This window comes from Acidobacteriota bacterium (assembly GCA_016712445.1).
In the GTDB taxonomy this organism is placed as follows: domain Bacteria; phylum Pseudomonadota; class Alphaproteobacteria; order Caulobacterales; family Hyphomonadaceae; genus Hyphomonas.
Window position 1 is genome coordinate 211,674 of record JADJRB010000002.1, and the last position, 19,209, is coordinate 230,882.

Below are 19,209 nucleotides of genomic sequence, written 5' to 3' on the forward strand. Positions count from 1 at the left end.
GAGTGCTGCGGCAGCTATGAGAAGGCGGCGAAGCATGGCGCCGGACTGTAGCCGCGATTCCGCCGATGTCACCTCGCGGCGCGGCGGTCAGACACCGCACATGGCAGCGAATTTTCTTTCCAACCTGGGCCGGCGCGTGCTTTCCTGACGCAAACAGACAATCCGGGGGAGGCACATCATGTTGCGCTGGATTCTGAATGGCCTCGCCGTGTTGTTGTTCCTGCTGCTCGCGGCAGGCTGGTGGTTCCTGTTCGCCGGGGCGCGGGCGCCCGCCACTGCGCCCGGCCTGATGGATGTTTCCGAATGGCGCGCCCTCGTCGCCGGCGATGCCGGGCAGGGGCCGTCCCGAGTCGGCTGGCTTGAAGTTGGCCACGCCGAATTTCCCAGCTTTGCGGTGCAGGCAGGCCGGTTCGCCGACCCTGTGCAGATGAGCTTCGGTTCAGTCGAGCTTTCCTGGCCTGGCCGCACGGCGATCATCGACACGGCCGTGGACGCCGAGACACTCGAGGAAATGAGCCAGGCGCCCGAGTCCGGGTTCGATCCGGATGCCTATACGGTGATGCTCGACGCCATGGAGCGCGCCAGCCTGGTTGTGGTGACGCACGAGCATCTCGATCATGTGATGGGCCTCGCGCGCCATCCGGACCCGGCGGCGGTGGCGCCGCATCTCGGCATCACGCCAACCCAGCGGGCCGTCCTCGGCCAGTTTGCGCGCAGCGGCGAGGTGCCTGAAGCTTACGCCAGTCTTCCGCTGGAGGCGCGTACCCAGCCTGTGCGTCTGGACGCCGGGCTAGTGGCGATCCCGATGGCGGGCCATTCGCCGGGGTCCGAGATGTTCTACGTGCAGGCGGCCGACGGCACGGAATACCTCTTCATCGGCGACATTGCCTGGAACATGTCCAACATCGACGATCTCACCACCCGGCCTCAGCTGTTGAACCTGCTGTTTTTCGATCCACCCGAGGATCGCACGCGCACCCGGGCCCAGTTGCGAGCCCTTCATGATCTGAAACAGGCGGAGCCGGGGCTGGTTATCGTGCCGGCACATGACCGGCGCCTTGTTGAAACGCTGATTGCCGAGGGAAAGCTGGCGAAAGACTTTGGCGGCTGAGCGACTTCGGTCGCTGCAGACCTCACCTTCTCGCTTGATCTTCGCTCCGCGCCGCGCCACATCGCGCGCTGACCCCGTTTTCCCTGCCTGCAAAGGAACCTCCGCCCATGGCCGGTCCCCAGTTCGTCTTTCACATGCAAGGCCTGACCAAGGCCTATCCCGGCGGCAAGAAGGTGTTCGAGAACATCCACCTGAACTTCCTGCCGGATGCCAAGATCGGCGTCGTGGGCGTCAACGGCTCGGGTAAATCGACCCTGCTGCGCATCATGGCAGGCGTCGACAAGGACTTTGTCGGCGAGGCCTGGGCCGCCGAAGGCATCAAGGTCGGCTACCTGCCGCAGGAGCCGCGGCTCGATCCGGCGAAAAACGTGTTCGAAAACATCGCCGCGACCTGCCCCGAAAAGATGATGGTCGACCAGTTCAACGCCATCTCGGAAAAGCTCGGCGAGGAATACACCGACGAGCTGATGGAGCAGATGACGGCGTTGCAGGAGAAGATCGACGCGGCCAACGCCTGGGACATCGATTCGAAGATCGAGATGGCGATGAACGCCTTGCGCTGCCCGGACAATGACGCCGACGTGACCAAGCTGTCGGGCGGTGAAATCCGCCGCGTCGCGATCTGCCAGCTGCTGCTGTCCAAGCCTGACATGATCCTGATGGACGAACCGACCAACCACCTCGACGCCGAAACCGTCGCCTGGCTCCAGAATTACCTGATCAACTTCCCCGGCTGCGTCATTCTCGTCACCCACGACCGTTACTTCCTCGACGATATCACCAGCTGGATCCTCGAACTCGACCGCGGCCGCGGTGTGCCCTTCCAGGGCAACTATTCCGGCTGGGTGGAGCAGAAGGCCAAGCGCATGGAGCAGGAGGCGCGCGAAGATGTTGGCCGCAAGCGCACCCTTGCGAAGGAACTCGAATGGGTCCGCTCCGGCCAGAAAGCGCGTCAGGCAAAGTCTAAAGCCCGTATCAACGCCTACGAAAAGATGGCGGCCGAAGCCGAGCGCGAGAAGGTGATGACTTCGCAGATCCGCATTCCGCCCGGTCCGCGCCTCGGCGGCGTCGTGCTGGAAGCGGAAGGCCTCAGCAAGGCGTTTGGCGACAACGTGCTGATCGAAGACCTCGATTTCAAACTGCCGCCCGGCGGGATCGTCGGCGTCATTGGGCCGAACGGCGCCGGCAAGTCGACGCTGTTCAAGATGATCCTGGGTCAGGAGAAGCCGGACAGCGGCGCGATGCGCGTCGGCGAAACGGTGAAAATCGGCTATGTCGACCAGAGCCGCGACAAGCTCGATCCGAACAAGAACGTCTGGGAGGAAATCTCGGGCGGCACGGATGTCATCGACCTTGGCGGCGTCACCGTCATGTCGCGCGCCTATGTCGGCGCCTTCAACTTCAAGGGCACTGACCAGCAGAAGAAAGTCGGCATCCTGTCCGGCGGTGAACGCAACCGCGTCCACCTCGCCAAGATGCTGCGCGGCAGCCACAACCTGCTCCTGCTTGACGAGCCGACCAACGACCTTGACGTGGAAACCCTGCAGGCCCTGGAAGAAGGTCTCGACAACTTCCCGGGCTGCGCCGTGATCATCTCGCACGACCGCTGGTTCCTCGACCGCATGGCCACGCACATCCTCGCCTTCGAAGGCGACAGCCATGTCGAATGGTTCGAGGGCGATTTCTCGTCCTATCTCGAAGACAAAAAGCGCCGGCTTGGCGAAGACGCCGTCAACCCGAAGCGCCTGAAGTTCAAGAAGTTCGGTCGCTGAACCGTCTCCGCGCTCTCCGGCGAGTCGGAGAGCGCGGAGAGGCCTTGCTCCAAGAGCCAACACCGTTACCGTGACTCCTGAATTCGGGAGATGCGCCATGCGTTCGCTTTTTAGAACTGCTCTCGCAATCGCGGCGCTTGCGGCGTGTCAGTCCTCGCCGACGCCGGTGGCAGGCACGGTAGAGGGCGTCTGGGCCACTTCGACTGCGCTTTGTGCAGCGCCGGCGCTTGTCGTGACAAAAGCCGGCGTAACGGCAGGAGGCGAGGCCTGCGCGCTGGTTTCTTCAAGCCCGCTTGGCGCCGGCAGCACACGGCTCACTGCAACTTGTACGGAAGGTGGCGCGGCGCAGGATTTCCTCCTGACGGCGTCTTCGGACAACACGCTGATCTGGGACCAGGGTGAAGGCGGCCCCGTCATGAACCTCGTGCGGTGCGAAGAGCCCAAATCATACGTTGCCACGGGCTGGACCGTGATGACGCTTCCCGAACTCGGTGAAGCGCTGTCGCGCGGTGAGGTCACTTCTGCCGAGTTGACACAAGCGTATCTCGACCGGATTGCGGCAATTGACCGGGCCGGCCCGCGCCTGCAATCCATCCTCGCCCTGAACCCTGACGCGCTCGATCAGGCTACGGCGAGCGATGGTCGTCGCGCGCAGGGGCAGTCCTTGGGGCCGCTGGACGGCGTCCCGATTCTGCTCAAAGACAATATCGAGACGCTCGATCCGATGCCGACCACGGCCGGTTCACTTGCACTCGCGATGAATGACACAGGCCGCGACAGCCCTCTCGTTGCCAGCCTGCGCGGTCAAGGCGCGGTCATCCTTGGCAAGACCAATCTCAGCCAATGGGCCAACTTCCGCTCCAACCAATCGATCAGCGGCTGGTCCTCCGTAGGCGGACAGGTCCGCAATCCGCACATGCTGGACCGCTCGCCGTGTGGTTCGAGCTCGGGCACGGGCGCTGCAGTGGCAGCCTCGCTTTCAGCGGGCGGCGTCGGAACCGAGACGAACGGCTCGATCATCTGTCCGGCCAACGTCAACGGCCTTGTCGGGTTCAAACCCACTGTCGGCCGCATTCCGCAAGCTGGGATCGTACCGATCTCGCCGAGCCAGGATACGGCCGGCCCGATGACCAAGACCGTCACGGGTGCCGCCATGATGATGGACGCAATGGATCCTGCCGGCGGCCCCTATGCGGCGGGGCTGTCTCGGTCCTCGCTTCAGGGCGTACACGTCGGCGTGCTGAGGAGTGCGCAGGGCACGAACCCCGCGATCATCGCCGCCTTTGATGACGCGCTCGCGGCGCTGGAAGCGCAGGGGGCGGTGCTGGTCGAGATCGAAAAATTCGAGGTGCCGGACGATTTCTGGCCCAAATCGCTGCTTGTGCTGGAATACGAGTTCAAGGCCAGCCTGAATGCTTACCTTGCGGGTGCGCCGGCATCCGTCGCTTCTCGTTCATTGGCCGACGTCATTGCGTTCAACAGGCAGAACAGCCAGCAGGAACTTGCGCTGTTCGGGCAGGATATCTTTGAGGCCTCTGAGGCGCTTGGTCCGCTTACGGATGAAGCATATCTTGAGGCCCTGCGCACCGTTCAGTCCGCAACGCGTGAGAATGGCATAGACAAGCTTTTGGCAGACTATGGCGTGTCGGTTCTCGTGGCGCCGTCTGGTCCGGTTGCGCCGCGGGTGGATGCGGTGAATGGAGACGTCTGGCCCGAATGGGCGGGGGCAGGCTGGGCTGCGGCGATCGCGGGCTATCCGCACCTGACCGTGCCGATGGGGTCGGTTCACGGTATCCCGATCGGCCTGTCGTTCATGGGGGCGAAGGACACGGACGCTACGATGCTCGCCTACGGATATGCATACGAACAGGCCACGTTGAAGCGAGTCGAACCGCAATTCCTCAATTCGGCAGAGGATAGGCCAGAGATAGCTGAGGCGATGCTGAAGTAGGCTTCGACCCCTCCCACGCGAATCAGTCGAGAATCGGCTGCGCGGGAACACAAAAGCCTTGCGTTCCGGGGCGCACTCCGGTCATTTTTGCCCTCACTTGAGGGGAGGCGGCATATGACTGATGCACCAGCGACGGGCGCGCAAAAAGGATTTCTCGGGATTGTCGAGAGAGTTGGCAACAAATTGCCGGATCCGGTCTTCCTTTTCTTCTACCTTATCCTTGCACTCATCCTGATCTCTGTCGCCTGTGCCCTCGCCGGGGTCTCGGCCGTACACCCGACCCAGCTCAACGAAGATGGCTCGCCCTTGATCATCGCGGCGGCAAGCCTCCTTTCGCCCGAGAACCTGCAGCGCCTCTGGGTCGACATGCCCAAGACGTTCACGCATTTCCATCCGCTGGGTTATGTCCTGGTGGTGATGCTGGGGGCGGGTGTCGCGGAACGGTCGGGCCTGTTCGCCAGCGGGATGCGGGCCGCCGTGCGCGGCGCGCCGACGGCCTTTCTCACGCCGGTAGTGGCGTTGATCGCCATGCTCTCCAATCATGCTTCTGACGCCGGCTACGTGGTGCTGATACCGCTGGCCGGTATTCTCTACGCGGCGGCAGGACGCCATCCGATCGCCGGCATCGCGGCTGCGTTCGCGGGCGTGTCGGGAGGCTTCTCTGCCAACGTGACTCCCGGCCAGCTGGATGCCCTGCTGTTCGGAATTACCCAGCAGGCGGTCGACAATTCGGGCCTGGTGGACGGACTGCACGTCAATATTGCCGGCAACTGGTTTTTCATCAGTGTACTGCTGTTCATCTACCTGCCGATCATCTGGTTCGTGACCGACAGGATCATCGAGCCCCGTCTCGGCAAGTGGATGCCGACGCCCGAGCAGGCGAAGGACTTCGGCGACGAGGACCGCCCGCTCGAAGCCGCCCAGCGCAAGGGGCTCGGCCGGGCAGGTCTGGCTGCGCTCGCCGTGATCGGGCTCTGGCTGTTCATGACCTTCGGCCCGGGCACGCCGCTGATCAACGAAGACGCCTGCCTTCCGGCGCCGATGGCGGCCGGTGACTGCTCGGTACACACCAACCTCGCGCCGCTCTACCAGTCCCTGGTAGCGGCATTCTTCCTGCTGTTCCTGCTCGCGGGCTGGGCGTATGGCGCGGCTGCCGGCTCGATCAAGAACCACCGCGATCTGGTGGCAATGATGGCCGAAGCGATGAAGGACATGGGCTATTATCTGGTGCTAGCCTTCGCGGCAGCGCACTTCGTCGCGATGTTCGGCTGGTCAAATCTTGGGCTGATCGGCGCGGTTCACGGCGCGGGCGCCATCGAGTCGAGCGGCTTGCCGTTGCCGGTCGTGCTGGGATTGATCGTGCTGTTCACAGGGTTCCTGAACCTGTTTGTTGGCTCGGCGAGCGCCAAATGGGCGCTGCTGGCGCCGGTGCTCGTGCCCATGCTGATGCTGCTTGGCGTCAGCCCGGAAGGCGCGACTGCGGTCTACCGTGTGGGCGACGGTGCCACCAACATCATTACGCCCTTGATGGTCTATTTTCCGCTGATCCTGATCTTTGCCCAGCGCTGGAAGGCGGACTTTGGCCTTGGAAGCCTGACGGCGCTGATGTTGCCCTACTCGGTCTGGCTGCTCGTTTCGGGCATCGCCCTGACCGTGGCCTGGTTCTACTTTGGCATCGATCTGGGCCCCGGCGCCCCGGTCGGCTACAGGCTGGACGGGCTGGCGTCCCCCTGACTGCGCGCCGTTGCCGCAACCGCATCTGATGGATTGCAACCCGATCGGAGCGGCGCAATAGATTTGCGCGTTCGGTCCTAGGAGGGGCATTTCCATGAACTCGGGTTTGGCGTCGGCACCATCGCGTGCGGGCAGCTTTCTGGTGCGTGCTGTTGTATTGGCAGCAGGTGCGTTGGCAATCGGACTACCGGCTTTGGCCGAAGGAGCGTCCGGACCGTTGGCGGGAACCGTCCCCGTCGCAATCGGCCCGGTGCCCGTGGACTTCATCCTGTTTGCGCTGACGCTGCTCGGCGTAGCGATCTTCCCTCACCGCGCCTTCACCGTTGCCGTCACGGGCCTGACGGCCATCCTCGCCTGGAAATCCCTGGTGGTCGGCTTCAAGCACGGCGCCGGGCTCGGCGGTTTCACGGCGCATGTCGAGCATGAATGGGTGGTGATCGCCAACGTCTTCCTGCTGCTGCTTGGCTTCGCAGTCCTGTCGCGCCACTTCGAAACCTCGAACGTGCCGGAAAAGATCCCCGCCATCCTGCCGGACAACTGGCTTGGCGGCGTGGTGTTGCTGGTATTGGTGTTCGTGCTGTCCAGCTTCCTCGACAATATTGCAGCCGCCATGATCGGCGGCATCGTTGCCAAGCACGTGTTCCACGGCAAGGTTCATGTCGGTTATATCGCGGCGCTGGTTGCAGCGTCGAATGCCGGCGGTGCCGGCTCCGTCGTCGGCGACACGACGACGACCATGATCTGGATCGACGGCGTCAATCCGCTGGACGTGCTGCATGCCTACGTAGCGTCGCTTGTCGCCCTGGTCGTGATTTCGGTTCCGGCCTCGCTTGCCCAGCAGAAGTTCCATCCGATTCAGAAGGCAGCGACCGAAGGCATCACGGTGGACTGGGGCCGGGTGTTCGTTGTCGTCGCGATCCTGCTCACGGCCATCGGATCGAACGTGGCGGCCAACCTCTATTTCCCCGCCATGCTGGACCAGCTGCCGGTCATCGGCATTGGCGTCTGGGGTGCGATCGTCGTCACGTCGCTCCTGCGCCGGCCTGACTGGGGGATCGTGGGCTCGTCCCTGAAAGGCACCTTGTTCCTGCTCTGCCTGGTGATGTCCGCGTCGCTGATGCCAGTCGAAAGCCTGCCACCTGCTAGCTGGCCGACTTCAATGGGACTCGGCTTCGTGTCGGCGGTGTTCGACAACATTCCGCTCACGGCACTGGCCCTCGCGCAGGGCGGCTATGACTGGGGCGTTCTCGCCTTTGCGGTCGGGTTTGGTGGATCGATGATGTGGTTTGGTTCGTCCGCCGGTGTGGCGATCTCGAACATATTCCCCGAAGCCAAGTCGGTCTGGACCTGGATTACGCAGGGTTGGTTCGTGATCCTCGCATACGTGCTCGGATTCATGGCGATGATCTTGCTACTCGGCTGGCATCCCCACGCCCCGCACCACTGACCGCCAAAAAGAAAAGGCCCGCCCCAGATCGACCGGGGCGGGCCTTGAATTTTTGGGCCAGCTGTTAGCTGCGGGCCTTTGATTTCATGTCAGCGGTCATCGAATTGATCTTCTTGATCAGCTTTTCGGACGAGCCGTTTGAGTTGTCGAGCAAGGCAATGAACTGCGCACGCTGTTCAATGGCGAGCCAGATCAGGTTGCCATCAAGGTTCAGGGCCACATCCACCACCTGGTAGTTGCCCTCCGTACCCTGAACGCGCCACCGGACGTCCATGTCCTTGCCGTCCTGGCGCTTGATCACCGTGTTGACGATCGAGTCGGTATCGGAGCGATCAACCGAGTTCTTCACCACCACGGCTTCGCCGCGATAGCTGTCGAGCTGCACTTCGTAGACGGTCAACGCGTACTCCCGGAAAGCCTTGCGATAATTCGCAAGTTCGGCATCCGAAAACCGCCGGCTGTATTTGCCGATGACGAAGTTCGACACCGCATCGAGATCGGTGAACTTGTCCATGTAGGAACTGAACGCTGCCGTCCGCTCGGTGGCCGATAGTTTCGGGTTGTTCAGCGATTGCAGGACTTCGCTGGCGTTCTTCTGCACGTAGGCCTCGGTGCGCGCATCCGCAAAGGCGGGCGCTGCGCTGGCCATCAAGGCCGAAGCTGCAAGGATGGACCGGACGAGATGTTTCACGAGATAACTCCTGTTTCGGCGCGACCGCTAACTACTGCTCAAATTCGTCAAAATCTGGGAGATCGTCGTAGGCCGTGTCTTCATTGACCCTGCCATTAGCGATCTCAGCCTGACGCTGAGATGAATAAATACGCCGCAGAGCGATGTAGGGTTCCGGTTGGGCATTCAAAGTGTCGATTTGGTCATCAAGTCTGACGCGTGCGTTTAGCGCGCCTATGACGCCCAACCCGGCGCGGATTGCGACGTCGGAATCCTTGTCATTGTCATACTGGACGTAGTTCAGCGGGTTGATGGCAGCGTCCACGCCGGTGCCGACCAGGTCGCGCGGGGTCGTCGGGCCGAGGAGGGGGAGGACCAGGAACGGGCCGCTATCTACGCCCCAGACGGCAAGGGTCTGGCCGAAATCTTCTGAATGACGCTCGACGCCGAAATGATCGGCAGCGTCCCAGATGCCAAGGAGGCCGACCGTCGTGTTGATTCCGAAGCGTGCGACGGTTGTGCCCGCCCGCGACGGCTCAGCCTGCAGCACATCGTTCGCGAGGATCACAGGGCTTCGCAGGTTTCTGAGGAAATCTGTGAACCGGTCCCGCACAAAGGCCGGCGTAACCGTTTCATAGACGCTTGCAGCTGGTCCCAGCGCGTATTTGTCGACGCCATTGTTGAAGGCGAACATCTGACGGTTGAACCCCTCGTACGGGTCAGCGATGTCGCCGGTCGCCGGTGCCGCAGTGGCGCAGGCAGTTAGGACGAGCGAGGCGAAGGCGGCGCTGGCGGACAATTTCATGGGAGGAATTCCTGCAATTTCAGCTGCTAGATGGAGTGGCGGTACAAGCCGTTCAACGGGTGGGAGGGGCAGGTGACGGGCCTGCCGTATCATTTGCGCAACACTGTTGAGAATGTCTGACAACACCTGCGGCGTTAAGCAGGTTGCGAAGCATATAAATGAATGTTTATATGCTTGGAAATGACGAGCTTCGATGATCTCCTTGAGAAACTGAAGGCGGCGGGCGAACCGACACGGTTGCGCCTCCTTGCCTTGCTGCGGGAAAACGACCTTTCTGTGGGCGAATTGGTGCAAGTGCTGGGGCAAAGCCAGCCTCGGCTGTCCCATCACCTTAAAAGTCTGTCAGAAGCAGGGCTTGCAGAGCGTCTGCCTGAGGGGGCCTTCGTCTTTTACCGCGCAGCGCGGGGCGGCGTCGGCCGGCAATTCCTCGACCAGCTGTTCTCGCATACGAGCCATGATGCGCCGGAATTCCAGGCGGACCGAGACAAGCTGCACGAAGTGATTCTCGCGCGCGCGGCATCAGCAGAAGCTTATTTCTCTAGCATCGCCGAGAACTGGGATTCCCTTCGCGCCTTGCATTTTCCAAACGAAGCCATCGAAGACACGCTGCTCGACCTTGCGGGTCCGGGGCCGTATCGCCGCGTCGTCGATTTCGGAACGGGAACCGGGCGCATGCTCATGCTGTTCTCGGGCCTCGCTGCCGAATCAGAGGGTATCGACTTCAGCCATCGCATGCTGACCGTGGCGCGGGCCAACCTGGAGCGCGCCGGCGTCAGCAACAGCCGCGTCCGGTTCGGCGACGTGACGGCCGCGCCGTTCGATGACGCTTCGGCTGACCTCGTGATCGTGCACCAGGTGTTGCACTATCTCGATACGCCAGGCGATGCGATCGGCGAGGCGGCCCGCGTGCTGATGCCGGGCGGCAGGTTGCTGGTGATCGACTTTGCGCCTCACGATCTTGAATTCCTGCGGGCAGACCACGGGCACCGGCGCCTCGGCGTTCGCCACGACGCGCTCGCAGAATGGGCCGCGCAAGCCGGCCTGAAGCTGGAAGCGCCTCGTTCTTTCGATCCCCCTACACCCGGCGCGCCGGGTCTGACTGTAAACATCTGGCGGGCGAGCAAGCCTGCACTGTCCAAAGCGAGGGCCGCATGATCGGCACATTGACCCAGACTGACCGCGCGCGCGAACCTGTGCGCGTCTCTTTCGAATTTTTCCCGCCGAAGTCCGAAGGCATGTCCGAACGGCTTTGGGACACGATCAAGCGGCTTGAGCCCATGGCGCCGGATTTTGTCTCGGTGACCTATGGTGCAGGCGGCTCCACGCGGGAGCGCACGCACGATACGGTGCGCCGCATTGTTACGGAGACCACGCTGCGTCCGGCGGCGCACCTGACTTGCGTCGGGGCGACGAAGGCAGAAGTGCTGGCCGTGGCTGAAGAGTACTGGCAGGCCGGCGTGAAACACATCGTGGCGCTGCGCGGCGATCCGCCGGCCGGCATGGGCGCACGGTACGAGCCTCATCCCGGAGGGTTTGTCGATTCCGTTGCCTTGATCCGTGGCCTGAGGGCGCACCGGCCCGAACTTGGCAAGTGCTTCGAGATCTCGGTCTCGTGTTATCCGGAACTGCACCCCGAAAGCCGGGGCTGGGATGCCGAGGTGGCGTTCCTCAAGTCGAAGCAGGATGCCGGGGCTGACCGGGCAATCACGCAATTCTTCTTCGAGCCCGACATCTACTTCAACTTCCTCGAAAAGGCGCGCGAGGGCGGCGTGACGCTGCCGATCGTGCCGGGCATCATGCTGCAGCCGAACTTCCGGGGACTGAAGAAGATGGCGGCGATGGTGAAGACCTCCATCCCCAGCTGGTTGGACCGGCTCTATGACGGCCTCGATGAGGATGACGAGACGCGTGACATGGTGACGGCGACCGTTGCGGCAGAACTTTGTCACAAGCTGCACGACCGCGGCGTACGCGACTTCCATTTCTACACGCTGAACCGCGCAAGTCTGGCACTGTCGACCTGCCGCCTGCTTGGCCTGAAACCTCAATCCGCAAAGGCGGCATAGACATGAACCGGCAGGAGAGAATTGCTGCGCTGAAGGCCGCCGCGAAGGAGCGCATCCTGATCCTCGACGGGTCCTGGGGTGTGATGATCCAGCGCAAGGGCCTTGCGGAAGAAGATTTCCGGGGCGACCGTTTCAAGGCTCATGCCGGTCAGATGAAGGGGAACAATGACATCCTCTGCATCACGCGGCCAGATATCGTGACCGAACTGCACAACGCCTATTATGGTGCGGGTGCGGACATTTCCGAGACCAACACGTTCAGCGCCACGACGATTGCGCAGGAAGACTACCACTTGGGCGCCGGCGATGTGCGAGACATCAATCTTGCAGGCGCACGTCTCGGCCGCGCCGCCGCTGATGCCTGGACTGCGCGCGAGCCACACAAGCCTCGCTTCCTTGCGGGGTCGATCGGACCGCTCAACAAGATGCTGTCGATGTCGTCGGATGTGAACAATCCCGGCGCGCGTTCGGTAACCTTCGACCAGGTGTATGAAGCCTACCGCCAGCAGGTGCTGGCGCTGAACGAGGGTGGCTGCGACCTCTACCTGATCGAGACGATCACCGACACGCTCAACTGCAAGGCCGCGATCAAGGCGATCATGGATCTTGAGTCGGAAGGCATGGAAAACCTGCCGATCTGGATTTCCGGAACGATCACCGACCGGTCCGGCCGCACGCTGTCCGGCCAGACGGTCGAAGCGTTCTGGAACTCGGTCCGCCACGCGAAGCCGTTCGCCATCGGCTTCAACTGCGCGCTCGGCGCCGACCTCATGCGCCCGCACATCGCGGACCTGTCGCGCGTCGCCGATACGCTGGTTGCGGCTTATCCCAACGCCGGGCTGCCGAACGAGATGGGTCAATATGACGAGACGCCGGAACAGACGTCTGGTGAGCTCGGCGGCTGGGCAAAGGACGGCATCGTCAACATTCTCGGTGGCTGCTGCGGTACGACGCCGGAACACATCGCCGCCATCGCGCGCGCGGCCAAAGGCGTGAAGCCGCGTGACCCCGCGCCGCCGAAACACGCCATGCGCCTTGCCGGTCTGGAACCCTTCGAGGTGGGATCGTGACACGTGGCGATGTTTCGCCCGGCGACCTGTTTGTCTTCTACGGACTGCTGAAACAGGGCGTCGCCGGCGCACCGGCTGCTCTGGACCTGGCCGGTGCCGGCACGTTCGGCGCGCCCTGCCACTTCAAAGGAGCGATGTACGACCTTGGCGGCTTTCCGGGCGTGGTGGAAGGCGATGGATTGTGCCACGGCGTGCGCTGGCAGGTGCGTGATGCGGGCATTGTCCCCGCGATGGACGCGTTCGAGGATGTGACCGATGACCCGGCAACGTCGCTCTATGTGCGGGTGCGGGTCGGGCTGTTTGATGATGCCGGCGCGCCTACTGGCGAGCAGGCGTGGATCTATTGGTATAATCGTCCGGTCGAGGGGCTGCCTCGCGTGCCGGACGGAAACTGGCCGCTTGATGCGGGAAAGACGAGAAAATGAGCAAAGCGGCTTCCCAGGCGTTTGTGAACATCGGTGAGCGGACGAACGTCACCGGCTCGGCGGTATTCCGGAAGATGATCACCGACGGGCGGTTTGCCGATGCCGTCGTCGTGGCTCGCCAGCAAGTCGAGAGTGGCGCGCAGGTCATCGACGTCAACATGGACGAAGGCATGCTCGACGGCGCGGCCGCGATGACGACATTCCTGAACCTGATTGCGGCCGAGCCGGATATCGCGCGCGTGCCGGTGATGATCGACTCCTCGAAATGGGATGTCATCGAGGCCGGCCTGAAATGCTTGCAGGGCAAGTGTATCGTCAACTCGATCTCCATGAAGGAAGGCGAGGACAAGTTCATCGAGCAGGCGAGGACCTGCCTGTCATATGGTGCCGCCGTCGTGGTCATGGCGTTTGACGAGGTGGGGCAGGCGGACACGGCCAGCCGCAAGATCGAGATATGCCAGCGCGCCTTTCGCATCCTGACGGAGCAGGTGGGTTTCCCTGCGGAAGACATCATCTTTGATCCGAACATCTTTGCGGTAGCGACCGGAATCGAAGAGCACAACAACTACGCCGTCGACTTCATCGAGGCCGCGCGGGTGATCCGTCAGACGTGCCCGGGCTGCCACATTTCCGGTGGGCTTTCGAACGTGTCCTTCAGCTTCCGCGGCAACGAGCCCGTGCGCCGCGCGATGCATTCGGTATTCCTGTATCACGCGATCCCGGCCGGCATGGACATGGGTATCGTGAATGCCGGCCAGCTCGACATCTATGACGATATCGAGCCCGAGCTGCGCACGCGGGTGGAAGACGTCATCCTCAACCGGCGGGCGGATGCGACTGAGCGGCTGATCGAGATCGCCGAAGGCCTGAAAGGCCAGAAGGGAAAGAGCGCAGAAAAGGACCTGTCCTGGCGACGGGCGAGCGTCAGCAAGCGGCTTGAGTATGCGCTGATCCACGGCATCACCGAGTTCATCGATCAGGATACGGAGGAAGCCCGCCTCGCTTCGGAGCGTCCCCTGCATGTGATCGAAGGCCCGCTTATGGATGGCATGAATGTCGTGGGTGACCTGTTCGGTTCGGGCAAGATGTTCCTGCCGCAGGTCGTCAAGTCGGCGCGGGTGATGAAACAGGCGGTCGCCTGGCTCGAGCCATTCATGGAAGAAGAGAAGCAGCGCCTCGGCACGGTCGATGCTTCCAACGGCAAAGTCCTGATGGCGACCGTGAAGGGCGACGTGCACGACATCGGCAAGAACATTGTCGGCGTGGTATTGGCCTGCAACGGCTACAAGATAATCGATCTCGGCGTCATGGTGCCGGCCGACCGCATTCTGGATACCGCCATCAAGGAGGGCGTGGATGTGATCGGCCTGTCGGGGCTGATCACACCCAGCCTCGACGAGATGGTTTATGTGGCAAGCGAGATGCAGCGGCGCGGCATGACGCAGCCGCTGCTGATCGGCGGCGCGACGACCAGTCCGGCGCACACCGCTGTGAAGATAGACCCGGTCATCCGCACCGCGCCGGTCATCCATGTCGCGGATGCGAGCCGCGCGGTCGGGGTCGTTTCGACCCTGCTCAACGCCGGCGAAAAGCCGGCGCTCGTGACCCAGACCAAAGCCCGTTACGAACGGATGCGCGAAGCGCGCAAGGATGGTCCGCCCAAGCCGCGTCTCTCGTTGGCGGAGGCTCGCAAGGCCGCGTTCAGGCCGGACTGGGCGAGCTATGCGACGCCCAGGCCATCCTTCACCGGCACGCGGGCATTCACCGGCATCGATCTGGCGACGCTGGCACGTTACATCGACTGGACGCCGTATTTCTCCGCCTGGGACCTTGCAGGGAAATATCCGCAGATTCTCGAAGACGCGGTTGTTGGCGAAGCGGCGCGCGGCCTGTGGCGCGATACCGAAGCGATGATGCAGCAGCTGGTGGGTGAAGCCTGGTTCAACCCGAAGGCCGTGATCGGCTTCTGGGGCGCGCGCGCCGCCGGCGACGACATCCGGCTCGAGACGGGCGACACCTTCTTCACGCTGCGCCAGCAGATGGTGAAGGACAATGGCCGCGCCAACTATGCCCTGTCAGACTTCGTCTCGCCTGAAGGCGATGACTGGATTGGCGGCTTCTGCGTCACCGCAGGTCCGGAGGCAGATGCGGTCGCTGAGCGGTTCCGCGCGGCGGGCGACGATTATTCCTCGATCATGGTCAAGGCGCTCGCAGATCGTTTTGCGGAAGCGATGGCGGAATACATGCACGAGCGCGTCCGGAAGGAGTTGTGGGGTTATACTCCCGGCGAGGCGTTGACGATCGACGAGTTGATCAGCGAATCGTATCGCGGCATTCGGCCTGCGCCGGGCTATCCCTCGCAGCCGGAGCATACGGAGAAGGAGACGCTGTTCCGGCTGCTCGACGCTGAACGCCTGATTGGCGTTTCCTTGACGTCCAGTTTCGCCATGACGCCGGCAGCCTCCGTGTCCGGACTATACCTTGCTCATCCCGACGCGATCTATTTCGCGTTGGGCCGGATCGAACGCGACCAGGTCGAGGACTACGCACGGCGCAAGGGGTGGGACATCAAGACGGCGGAGCGCTGGCTGGCGCCGGTGCTCAACTATGACCCGTTCGTGCTGGCTGACGCCTGATGCAGCGGCTTGGTCTCGTGACCTTCGTGGTGCCGGACTATCAGGCGGGTATTGATTTCTTCGTGAAGACGCTCGGCTTTCGCCTCGTCGAAGACACCCCGCTCGGCGGGGGCAAGCGTTGGGTGGTCGTGGAGCCGGCAGGCGGGGGCGCACGTCTCCTGCTGGCGCGCGCGGTTGGTCCGGACCAGATGGCGGTGATCGGGAACCAGGCTGGCGGGCGGGTCGCCTTTTTTCTCGAGACGGATGATTTTGACCGTGACCACGCCGCGTTCAGCGCGGCAGGAGTTGTTTTCACGCAGCCCCCGCGGAGCGAGCCATACGGCAAGGTGGCGGTCTTCCGCGATGCTTTTGGAAACCTCTGGGACCTGCTGCAGCCAGCCTAGTCTGTGAGATAGGCTGCGGGCTCGACCAGCGTGAATCCTGGCGCGGTTTCGGCAAAGTGGCGCAGCCAATAGGCGTGCCCCGAGCCGAACAGGATGATCACCCGGTCGCCGGGTTTGGAGACGGCGGCGATCTTGTTGAAGGTTACGGCATTACGCGCATACCAGCCATAATTGAGCTGGGCGCCCGGCTGGGATGCAGCGTCGCCGAGCGCGAACAGGCCATAATAGAAGTCAGCATGCTCGCGCGCGAGTTTCGCTGGATCATTTTCGAGAGCGTATAGTTCGGAGATCGTATGGGTCGCCTGCGACGCATTGAATTCGGCGACAGACGCCTGCACCTGCGCGATCATCGGTCCTGTAATATCGAGGCCGTTCGCGGCCTCGAATTCCTGCACCTTGTCGAACGGAAAGAAATCGATCTCGCCGCTGCGCGTGTCCACGCCATAGACACGCGTCAGGCCGAGTTCGCCGGCCAGCCTGTAAGCGACCTGCACAGTCTCGTCGCGCACCTCGGACAACGTCGCGGGCGAATAATCCAGATAGCCGGTGTCCAGCAGGTCGGCGCGCGGACTCTCGGTTTCGACCATGATCGCAGTCGGCTGGAACGCTGCGAGGCGTGCGCTCAGCTCGGCGAGTTCCGCTTGCCGCGCCGGTGCAAGCACATCATCCGACCGGATGTTCACGATGTCCGCGCCGGGATTGCCCATGTGCCAGGTGCCCAGAACCATGACCTCGACGGTGTCACCCCGTTCAGGCGCGACCGGAACCGCGGCGCAGCCGGACAAGAGCAAGAGGGCAAAGGCGGCTAGATGGTGATTCATGCTGGAAGCTCCCTGTTCAAACGCAAGATGCACCGGGCGAGGCGTGTGGATGCGGCTGGCAGGAAAAAAACCACCTCTAGCGAGCGGGTGGCGAGTCGCTATAAGCCCGCGATGACAGCCTTGTCATGACGGAGTCATCCATGCCGACACCCCGCCTGCGCGGCGAAAACGCAAAGATCGTGGCGACCCTCGGCCCACGCAGCCGCTCGCTCAAGGAAATCCGCGCGCTCGCCGAAGCAGGCGCCGATGTCTTCCGGCTGAATTTCTCGCACGGCAGCCACGAAGACCACCGCGCCACGCTGGACACGGTACGCAAGGTGGAAGCGCTCGTAGGCCGGCCGCTCGCGGCATTGGCAGACCTGCAGGGACCCAAGGTGCGCGTCGGCAAGTTTCCGGGCGGGGAAATGAAAGTCGCGTGGAACACCGAATACGCTCTGGTAGCGGCGGACGAGACTGCGGACACTGGAACCATTCCTGTGCCGCATGCGGCAATTCTAGGCCAGCTGGAGGCGGGTGACACGATCCTCGTCGATGATGGCAAGCTGATCTTCACGGTCACGAAGGCTGGCAAGAACGCGAAGGTGCGCGCCGACGTGCCCGGCAAGATTTCGGACAAGAAGGGGTTCACGGTGCGCGGCAAGGCGCTTCCGGTGAAGGCGCTGACCGACAAGGACAAGGCCGACCTGGAGTTTGCCCTCTCGATCGGTGTCGACCTCGTGGCCCTGTCCTTCGTCCAGTCGGTGTCGGACATCGCGATGACCAAGGCGATCATCAACGGTCGCGCACCGCTGATCGCGAAACTGGAAAAGCCTGCGGCGCTGGGCGAGCTTCGCGAGATCATCCACGCGTCTGACGGGGTCATGGTGGCGCGCGGCGATCTCGGGGTCGAATATCCGCCCGAAGAGGTGCCGGTGATCCAGCGCCGCATCATCCGCGCAGCACGCGCGGCCGGCCGGCCGGTGATCGTGGCGACACAGATGCTCGAATCGATGATCGAGAATTCGGCGCCGACGAGGGCGGAAGCTTCAGACGTCGCCACCGCCATCTACCAGGGCGCCGATGCAGTCATGCTGTCGGCGGAGACGGCGGTCGGGCGCCACCCCGCGACTGCGGTGGCGATCATGTCGCGCATCATCCGGGCCACGGAGAACGCCGAAGACTATCGCCGGTCCATGATGCAGTTCGACGGGGACGAAACCGCTCAGACCGCCATTGATGTCGTTGCGCAAACCTCGCTCGGCATGGCCGAAGCCGAAGGTGCGACTGCGCTGGCCTTGCGGACCGGGGCATTCGAGCGGCTGGCACGATTTTCCCGGGTGCGCGGCGCCACGCCGATCCTCTACGGTTCAATCGAGGAGGCGCGCGTTCGCCAGGCCTGCCTCCTGTGGGGTGTGCATCCACACCTTCTGGATGCCGGTGTGGAGAACTGGTACCGCGCGCTAATGAAGGCGTCCGGTCTTGAAGGCCGGGTCGCCTACGCGCGATGGGCTGGCGACGACATGCGTTTCGCGTGGGAAATCGGGGTCGGCAAGGGCCTCGATGGCAAGCCGATCACTGGCGTATGATCATCTGCCCCTGGCGGACCTCGTAGGAATTGAGTTCGCCGAGGAAGGTCATGCCGAGCAGAGATTGCTCGAGTTCGGTGCGAAGGATCACCGCGTCGACATTCTCCACCTTGACCCGCCCGATGCGGATGCTGGCGAGGGTGACCGGTGCACCATAGGTGACGCCGCCTGCCGTCCGGATCTCCGAGTCGAAGTCGAGCTCCTCCGGCTTCAGGCCGAGGCGCTGGGCGTCGAAATAAGTCAGCGCCACGATGCTGGCGCCGGTATCGACCATGAACTTGACCTGCGTGCCGCTGACATCTGCGCGCGTCCAGAAATGGCCATCCGCCTCGCGGTCGATGAAGGCGGCGCTGGCGCCAGGAAGGGCTGACGGTTGCGGCGTGGCGACGGCAACCGTCGCCGGCGCAGGATCCGTTGCCGCAGCCTGCTCCTTGAATTTGGGCGCAATATAAAAGGCGATGCCCATCGCAATGGCGACGGCGGCTATCATGACGAAGAACAGGTTGCGCAAGGCCATCGCTCAGCGTTTCCCCAGCGTTTCCAGCTGGCTGATGCGCGCGGGCAGGCGGGCGATGACATCGTCACGGCCTTCAGCGCTCATCTGGCTCCACCGGCCGATCTCCGGCAGGGTCCGTCCACAGCCGAGGCAGAAGCCCGTCTGGCCGTCTACGGCGCAAACCTTGATGCAAGGGGTCTTTATCGGCGCAATGGGCATGTCTATAGCAAATACCGGATAGGGGATTCCGGCAAGTA

At 63.0% G+C, this 19,209-nt stretch carries 17 protein-coding genes; 12 read left to right on the plus strand and 5 right to left on the minus strand.

The features are described 5' to 3' along the window. Positions 1-178 precede the first annotated feature (178 nt). From IPK75_13980 to IPK75_14000, 5 genes are all read left to right on the plus strand, one after another. Positions 179-1,111 carry an MBL fold metallo-hydrolase gene (locus IPK75_13980; protein ID MBK8199458.1) on the plus strand — a complete coding sequence of 311 codons (933 nt, stop codon included), beginning with the start codon at positions 179-181 and terminating at the stop codon, positions 1,109-1,111. 107 nt (positions 1,112-1,218) lie between these two features. Continuing rightward, entirely contained in the window at positions 1,219-2,883 is a 1,665-nt protein-coding gene (gene ettA / locus IPK75_13985) for an energy-dependent translational throttle protein EttA (GenBank protein ID MBK8199459.1), read from the plus strand. A gap of 415 nt (positions 2,884-3,298) precedes the next feature. Continuing rightward, entirely contained in the window at positions 3,299-4,834 is a 1,536-nt protein-coding gene (locus tag IPK75_13990; protein ID MBK8199460.1) for an amidase, read from the plus strand. Between the two features lie 114 nt (positions 4,835-4,948). Further along, positions 4,949-6,568, plus strand: coding sequence for an AbgT family transporter (locus IPK75_13995; protein MBK8199461.1), 1,620 nt, complete (start codon positions 4,949-4,951; stop codon positions 6,566-6,568). A 217-nt stretch (positions 6,569-6,785) separates the two neighbouring features. Continuing rightward, positions 6,786-8,015, plus strand: a complete 1,230-nt coding sequence (locus IPK75_14000) for a citrate transporter (GenBank protein ID MBK8199462.1) — start codon at positions 6,786-6,788, stop codon at positions 8,013-8,015. Positions 8,016-8,079: 64 nt separating this feature from the next. Here the strand turns inward: IPK75_14000 and IPK75_14005 are convergent, their stop codons facing one another. Together IPK75_14005 and IPK75_14010 are read right to left on the minus strand one after the other, a co-directional pair. Next, positions 8,080-8,664 carry an ABC transporter substrate-binding protein gene (locus IPK75_14005; GenBank protein ID MBK8199463.1) on the minus strand — a complete coding sequence of 195 codons (585 nt, stop codon included), beginning with the start codon at positions 8,662-8,664 and terminating at the stop codon, positions 8,080-8,082. A gap of 73 nt (positions 8,665-8,737) precedes the next feature. Continuing rightward, positions 8,738-9,490: a VacJ family lipoprotein gene (locus IPK75_14010; GenBank protein ID MBK8199464.1), complete on the minus strand. Its 753-nt coding sequence runs from the start codon at positions 9,488-9,490 to the stop codon at positions 8,738-8,740. Between the two features lie 180 nt (positions 9,491-9,670). Here IPK75_14010 and IPK75_14015 point away from each other — a divergent pair, with 180 nt between their 5' ends. From IPK75_14015 to IPK75_14040, 6 genes are read left to right on the plus strand one after another with little or no spacing between them, the layout of a single operon-like run. After that, entirely contained in the window at positions 9,671-10,645 is a 975-nt protein-coding gene (locus tag IPK75_14015; GenBank protein MBK8199465.1) for a metalloregulator ArsR/SmtB family transcription factor, read from the plus strand. Beyond that, positions 10,642-11,556, plus strand: coding sequence for a methylenetetrahydrofolate reductase [NAD(P)H] (gene metF, locus IPK75_14020; GenBank protein MBK8199466.1), 915 nt, complete (start codon positions 10,642-10,644; stop codon positions 11,554-11,556). The genes IPK75_14015 and metF overlap by 4 nt, the downstream gene beginning before the upstream one ends. 2 nt (positions 11,557-11,558) lie before the next feature. Further along, positions 11,559-12,626, plus strand: a complete 1,068-nt coding sequence (locus IPK75_14025) for a homocysteine S-methyltransferase family protein (protein MBK8199467.1) — start codon at positions 11,559-11,561, stop codon at positions 12,624-12,626. Then, a complete protein-coding gene (locus tag IPK75_14030) occupies positions 12,623-13,051 on the plus strand; it encodes a gamma-glutamylcyclotransferase (GenBank protein ID MBK8199468.1) in 429 nt (142 codons plus the stop codon). Before IPK75_14025 ends, IPK75_14030 begins: the two co-directional genes overlap by 4 nt. Further along, positions 13,048-15,687 (plus strand): methionine synthase, encoded by a 2,640-nt coding sequence (metH, locus tag IPK75_14035; GenBank protein ID MBK8199469.1) that lies wholly within the window; start codon positions 13,048-13,050, stop codon positions 15,685-15,687. Before IPK75_14030 ends, metH begins: the two co-directional genes overlap by 4 nt. Further along, positions 15,687-16,070, plus strand: coding sequence for a VOC family protein (locus tag IPK75_14040; protein MBK8199470.1), 384 nt, complete (start codon positions 15,687-15,689; stop codon positions 16,068-16,070). The genes metH and IPK75_14040 overlap by 1 nt, the downstream gene beginning before the upstream one ends. Here IPK75_14040 and IPK75_14045 read toward each other — a convergent pair. Continuing rightward, entirely contained in the window at positions 16,067-16,891 is an 825-nt protein-coding gene (locus IPK75_14045; GenBank protein ID MBK8199471.1) for a hypothetical protein, read from the minus strand. The two genes, IPK75_14040 and IPK75_14045, sit on opposite strands and share 4 nt — an antisense overlap. A 125-nt stretch (positions 16,892-17,016) precedes the next feature. On the opposite strand from IPK75_14045, the gene pyk reads away from it, so the two are divergent. Then, positions 17,017-18,456 (plus strand): pyruvate kinase, encoded by a 1,440-nt coding sequence (gene pyk / locus IPK75_14050; protein ID MBK8199472.1) that lies wholly within the window; start codon positions 17,017-17,019, stop codon positions 18,454-18,456. Here the strand turns inward: pyk and IPK75_14055 are convergent. Next, on the minus strand, positions 18,443-18,973 hold the full coding sequence (locus IPK75_14055; GenBank protein ID MBK8199473.1) for a TIGR02281 family clan AA aspartic protease: 531 nt from the start codon (positions 18,971-18,973) through the stop codon (positions 18,443-18,445). The two genes, pyk and IPK75_14055, sit on opposite strands and share 14 nt — an antisense overlap. A gap of 3 nt (positions 18,974-18,976) precedes the next feature. Next, positions 18,977-19,171 (minus strand): DUF1289 domain-containing protein, encoded by a 195-nt coding sequence (locus IPK75_14060; protein MBK8199474.1) that lies wholly within the window; start codon positions 19,169-19,171, stop codon positions 18,977-18,979. Positions 19,172-19,209: the final 38 nt, after the last annotated feature.